Origin of the sequence: Cellulomonas sp. B6, from assembly GCF_001462455.1 — a bacterium.
In the GTDB taxonomy this organism is placed as follows: domain Bacteria; phylum Actinomycetota; class Actinomycetes; order Actinomycetales; family Cellulomonadaceae; genus Cellulomonas.
Genome location: NZ_LNTD01000160.1, coordinates 1 through 5,209 on the forward strand (window position 1 = coordinate 1; position 5,209 = coordinate 5,209).

The 5,209-nt window shown below is 76.0% G+C and carries 6 protein-coding genes; 4 read left to right on the forward strand and 2 right to left on the reverse strand.

Features of this window, described 5'->3' with window-relative positions; genetic code table 11:
• Window positions 1-790: alpha/beta hydrolase (locus ATM99_RS19420; RefSeq protein ID WP_062103505.1), on the forward strand; the 790-nt coding region annotated here is incomplete at its 5' end.
• A 46-nt stretch (window positions 791-836) separates the two neighbouring features.
• On the opposite strand, the gene ATM99_RS14080 is transcribed toward ATM99_RS19420, so the two are convergent.
• Window positions 837-1,400, reverse strand: a complete 564-nt coding sequence (locus tag ATM99_RS14080; RefSeq protein WP_062103506.1) for an NYN domain-containing protein — start codon at window positions 1,398-1,400, stop codon at window positions 837-839.
• A 138-nt stretch (window positions 1,401-1,538) separates the two neighbouring features.
• Between ATM99_RS14080 and ATM99_RS14085 the strand changes: the two genes are divergently transcribed.
• Window positions 1,539-2,066: a MarR family winged helix-turn-helix transcriptional regulator gene (locus tag ATM99_RS14085; RefSeq protein WP_062103509.1), complete on the forward strand. Its 528-nt coding sequence runs from the start codon at window positions 1,539-1,541 to the stop codon at window positions 2,064-2,066.
• Between the two features lie 120 nt (window positions 2,067-2,186).
• Entirely contained in the window at window positions 2,187-2,714 is a 528-nt protein-coding gene (locus tag ATM99_RS14090) for a flavodoxin domain-containing protein (protein WP_062103507.1), read from the forward strand.
• A gap of 134 nt (window positions 2,715-2,848) precedes the next feature.
• Here the strand turns inward: ATM99_RS14090 and ATM99_RS14095 are convergent, their stop codons facing one another.
• A complete protein-coding gene (locus ATM99_RS14095) occupies window positions 2,849-3,730 on the reverse strand; it encodes a serine/threonine-protein kinase (RefSeq protein ID WP_062103508.1) in 882 nt (293 codons plus the stop codon).
• A gap of 211 nt (window positions 3,731-3,941) precedes the next feature.
• On the opposite strand from ATM99_RS14095, the gene ATM99_RS14100 reads away from it, so the two are divergent.
• The gene (locus ATM99_RS14100; RefSeq protein ID WP_062103510.1) at window positions 3,942-5,138 is read left to right on the forward strand and encodes a ferrochelatase; all 1,197 of its coding nucleotides are present in this window, start codon (window positions 3,942-3,944) and stop codon (window positions 5,136-5,138) included.
• Window positions 5,139-5,209: the final 71 nt, after the last annotated feature.

A 5,209-nucleotide genomic window follows, 5' to 3' on the forward strand; every position in this document is an offset into this window, starting at 1 on the left:
CACCTCCACGTCGGCCGCACGTCGCGCCCCCGCGCGCGTCGGCGCCGCCGCGCTCGCGCTCGGCCTGCTGGCCGCCTGCTCGACCGGCACCGGGCCCGCGCCGGGCGACGCGCAGGGCGACGCCGCGACGCCGACCGTGCTGGAGAGCCCGCCGGTCGAGATGACGGCGATGGACCCGCCGGAGTGCCTGACCGACGGCGTCGCGTACGCCGAGGTCGGCACGGGCATGGCGGCGAGCCGCGTCGCCTGGGCGGGCTCGGGCCCGCGCGGCGTGCTGCTCGCACCGCAGGTGCGCGGCGACGTGTGCCAGTGGTCCGCCGAGCTCGTGCGGCTCGCCGGTGAGGGCTACATGGTCGCGACGTTCGACTGGGGGAAGGCGGGGGAGATCGGCTTCCGCGCGGCGCTCGACGTCCTGCGGACCACCGGCGCCCAGGACGTCGCGTTCGTGGGCGCCTCGGCCGGCGGCACGCTCGCGGCCGGCCTGGCCGACGACCTCGACGCCGTCGCCGTCGTCGCGCTGAGCCCGCCGTCCGAGAACGGTGGCGTCGACGCGCGTGCCGCGTCCAGCGGGTTCACGGGTCCGCTGCAGGTCTTCGCCTCGACCGACGACCCGCAGGTGGCCGCCGCCGACAGCGCGCTGGTCGCGCGCCAGGACGCGACCTCGGTCGTCACGGAGGTGCCCGGAACGGCCCACGGCGTCGAGCTCCTCGCCCCCGACGCCCCGCACGCCGAGCACGTGCGCAGCACGATCGACGCGGCCCTCGCGCAGGGCTTCGAGGCCGCGGGCTGATCGCGGCCGTGGCCGGCGGGATCCCGCCGGCCACGGAGCCGGTCCGTCAGAGGTAGCGCGTCGGGTCGAACTCCTCGAGCGGGATGATCCGCAGCCGCGGCAGCTGGACGTTGAACGCGTGGACGTCGGACTCGAGGTCGAAGACCTGCAGCCCGCGCGCCGTCAGCCCGGCCAGCGACTGGCTCGTGAACTCCCGGAACGCGAGCAGCCCCACCTGCCGCCCGGCGTCGACCAGCTGCGTCACCTCGGGTGCGAAGTCGCCGTCGTGGCTCGCGAGCAGCACGTCGCCCTCGCGCAGCGCGATCGCCTCGAGCGTGCGCTTGATGCCGATGTCGACGACCTTCTCGTACGACTCGCCCGACAGCGGGATCGGCACGAACCCGATGGCCGTGAGCGCCTGCACGAACGACATCGGCAACGAGCCGTTCGAGGCGTTGAGGAAGAACAGGGCCTTGACCGGCTGGTCCCACGCCTGCTGCGCGAACGTCAGCACGCGCTCCCAGCGGGGACGCTGCTCGGGCGTCGGGCGCCCGCCGAGGATCGACGACCCCAGGGTCGCGTCGATGTTCTCGCCGTCCACCAGCAGGTAGGTGGTGCCCGTCTCGCTCATCGTCCCAGCGTAGACGCGCCACGGCCTCGCGCCGCCGCGGCGCGCGTCCTGGCGCGTGGTGACATGATTCCTGCGCGGCGAGCCGCCGCGGGTGGGCACGCCGCCCCGACGTGCGAGGAGGAGCCGACCGTGGCCGACGTGACCTCGCAGGAGACGGTCCGGCCCGCGGGCGACGGTGCGGGCCCCGACGTCCGCGCGTCCGCCGAGGCGTGGGAGGCGCTGTTCCGTGCCCAGGTGACGCTGGTCCGACGCTTCGCGCGCGACGACGTCTGGGGCGACCTGAGCATGCGCGAGTACGACGTGCTCTTCACGCTCTCCCGTGCCCCGGGGCGCGCGCTGCGCCTGCGCGAGCTCGCCGGGTCCAGCCTGCTGACCCAGCCGAGCCTCTCGCGCCTCGTGGACCGGCTGGAGGCCGACGGCCTGGTCCGCCGTGGCCCGGTCGAGGGCGACCGACGCGGCACCGCGGTGCACCTGACCGACGCCGGTGCACGCACGCAGCGCGACGTCGGCAGGCGCCACGTCCGCTCGATCGCCGCGCTCGTGGGCGGTGCGCTCGAGCCCGACGAGCTCGCGACCCTCGAACGGCTGTGCACCAAGCTCCGGGACGCGCAGCGGGACCTGCCGGACCCCGGGGCCACCACGGCGGACGACCCGCTCGGCGTCTGACCTGCGGCGCCGTGTGGGGACCTCCGGCCCACGACACGCCCGCACCCGCCAGGAAGCATGGTGGACGGACCGGTCGCAAGGGGACCCCCGGTCCGCAACCGAGCGGCGAAGGAGGGGACGATGCGCATCCTGCTGACGGTGGCGTCACGTCACCACGGCACGTGGGAGATCGGCGAGACGATCGCGGACCGGCTGCGTGCCCGCGGCCACGCGGTCGACCAGTGCGCTCCCGAGGACGTCGACGCGGTCACGGGGTACGACGCCGTCGTGCTCGGGTCGGCCGTCTACACGGCCCACTGGCTCCCGGCCGCCCGGGACCTCGCGGCGCGGTGCGTCGACGCGCTGCGGGAGCGCCCCGTGTGGCTGTTCTCCTCCGGCCTGGCGACCCAGCCGGCGAACTCGGCCAACTCGCCGCTCGAGGTGGCCGCCCTGCGCGACCGTCTCGGCGCGCGCGGGCACCGGCACTTCCGCGGACGGCTGGACCGGTCGGTCCTGTCGTTCACCGAGCGCGCCATCATCGCCGGCGGCCGCGCGCGGGAGGGCGACCACCGTGACATGACCGCCGTCGCCGCCTGGGCCGACGAGGTCGCCGACGAGCTCGCGGCGCTGGCCGCGCCGACCGCTGCCGCCCTGAGCCGCCCGGCCTGATCCCGCACGACCCGCACCGTCCGCCACGGACGTGCGCGGTCGACCCCACGACCACCGCCGCACCGCGCCCCCCCGGGGGTGCGGTGCGGCGCCGTGCTCAGACCCGTTGCGTCCTCACGACGCGTGCAGCGTCCTCACGACGCGTGCAGCGTGCGCTCGCGCTGGCGGCGCAGCCCGCGCAGCTCGGCGGCGACCGCCGCGGTCGTGGGGCGCTGCGCCGGGTCCGTGCGTGTCATGGCGCGCAGCAGCACCGCCACGTCGTGGTCGAGGTCGTCCGCGATCTGCGGTCCGTGCAGCAGGCGCGCGAGCGAGGCCGTGAGCGGGTCGCCCGGGTACGCACGCCTCGCCGTGAGGCACTCGAGGAGCACGAGGCCCAGCGAGTACACGTCGCTCGCGGGACCGACGGGCTCGCCGAGCGCCTGCTCGGGGCTCTGGTAGCTGGCGGTCGCGCGGTCGTCACCGGCGTCGTGGGTGGCTGTCGCGTCGGATGCCGCGATGCCGAAGTCCGCGAGCACGACCGGCACCGTCGGGGCGTCCCGACGACCCGACGCCGGTGTCGTGTCGGCCACGAGCACGTTGGACGGCTTCACGTCGCGGTGCACCACACCCGCGCGGTGCGCGTGCGCGAGGCCCTGCGCGAGCTGGTAGCCCACGTCGGCCGTCGCGGCGACGTCCAGCGGGCCGTCGCCCACGAGGTCGCGCAGAGTGCGGCCCTCGACGAGCTCCATGACGAGGAACGCCACGGGGCCGGTGCCGGGCAGCACGTCGGCGCCCACGTCGAGCAGCGCGACCAGCGCGGGGTGCGAGAGGTCCGCCAGGACGCGCGCCTCCTGCGCGTAGCGGCGCACCTGCTCGGCGTCGGCGTCGGCGAGCCGGAACAGCTTGATCGCGACGGTGCGGTCGAGGCGGACGTCGACCGCCCGGTGCACCTGCGCCGAGCCGCCCTGACCCAGCCGCTCGCCGAGCACGTAGCGCTGCGCCAGGCGGGGGGCCGCGTGGCGTCCGGTACGGGTCACGACGTGCTCATCGCTCTCGTGCTCTGCCTCTCGGGGGCGGTGACGGTGCGGCCGGACGCGGCGCGGGGGACGCGGTGACCGCCACGCACGACGGTAGAGGCGCCGACGGCAGGCTGCACCCGGAGCGGCGGGTGACGAGGTGACACGGCGTCGCGACAACGTCACGTGGGAAGCGGCCCGGGCCGACCTGACCGGTTCGCGGCGCGGTGCGATGATCGGGGACGTGCCCCCCGTGACGCCCCCCGCGACCGACCTGCCCGCGCCCACGACGTCGGCGCTGGCCCCCTACGACGCCGTCCTGCTCTTCTCGTTCGGCGGCCCGAACGGCCCCGACGACGTGCTCCCGTTCCTGCGCAACGTGACCGCGGGCAAGGGGATCCCCGACGAGCGGCTCGCCGAGGTCGCCGAGCACTACCACCACTTCGGCGGGCGCAGCCCGATCAACGAGCAGAACCTCGCGCTGCAGGCCGCGCTGCGCGCCGAGCTGGACCGCCGGGGGCTCGACGTGCCCGTCGTGTGGGGCAACCGCAACTGGGAGCCGTACACCCGTGACGCCCTCGCGGAGATCCACGCCGCGGGCGCGCAGCGCGCGGTCGCGCTCGTCACCTCGGCGTACTCGTCCTACTCCGGGTGCCGGCAGTACCGCGAGAACCTGTGGGCGTCGCTCGACGCGCTGAGCGTGCAGCTCGGCGGCGAGGCGGGGACGCACCCGCTCGAGGTCGACAAGTGCCGCTCCTACTTCAACCACCCCGGGTTCGTGCAGGCGAACACCGACGCGGTCGTCGAGGCCTACGCCGGGTTCGACGCCGACGCCGCGTGGCCGCGCCTGGTGTTCGTGACGCACTCCATCCCGGACACGATGGAGGAGGCGTCCGTCGTCGCGGGCGCCTCCTACCGCGAGCAGCACCTCGACGTCGCGCGGTCCGTCGCCGCGGCCGCCGCCGAGCGCCTGGGCCGCGACGTCGAGTGGGACCTCGCGTACTGCTCGCGCTCGGGCCCGCCGAGCCAGCCGTGGCTCGAGCCCGACGTCAACGACCACCTGCGGGCGCTGTCGGCTGCCGGCACGACGTCCGTCGTGCTCGCGCCCATCGGGTTCGTCTCGGACCACATGGAGGTCGCCTTCGACCTCGACTCCGAGGCGCTCGAGACGGCCGCCGAGCTCGGCATGGCTGCCGTGCGTGCCGACTCGGTGGGCGTCCGCGAGCCGTTCGTCCGCGGGCTGGTCGACCTGCTGCTCGAGCGCGCGGCGATCGCGCGCGCCGACGACGCGGGTGAGCCGCGGCCCGAGCAGGCGACGGTCGGCGCGCTGCCGCCGTTCCGCTCGATCTGCGCCCCCGGCTGCTGCCGCCAGCGCGCGGGCGTCGCGTCCGGCCTCCCCGCCGCCTGCTCCGAGGACCCCCTGTCCTGACGGCGCCCCGCGCCCGACCCTGACGGCGCCCCGCGCCCGACCCTGACGGCGCCCCGCGCCCGACCCTGACG

Coding starts and splice junctions, on each gene's coding strand:
- ATM99_RS14080 (WP_062103506.1), bottom strand. CDS start 1,400: ATGAGCGAGACGGGCACCACCTACCTGCTGGTGGACGGCGAGAACATC.
- ATM99_RS14090 (WP_062103507.1), top strand. CDS start 2,187: ATGCGCATCCTGCTGACGGTGGCGTCACGTCACCACGGCACGTGGGAG.
- ATM99_RS14100 (WP_062103510.1), top strand. CDS start 3,942: ATGATCGGGGACGTGCCCCCCGTGACGCCCCCCGCGACCGACCTGCCC.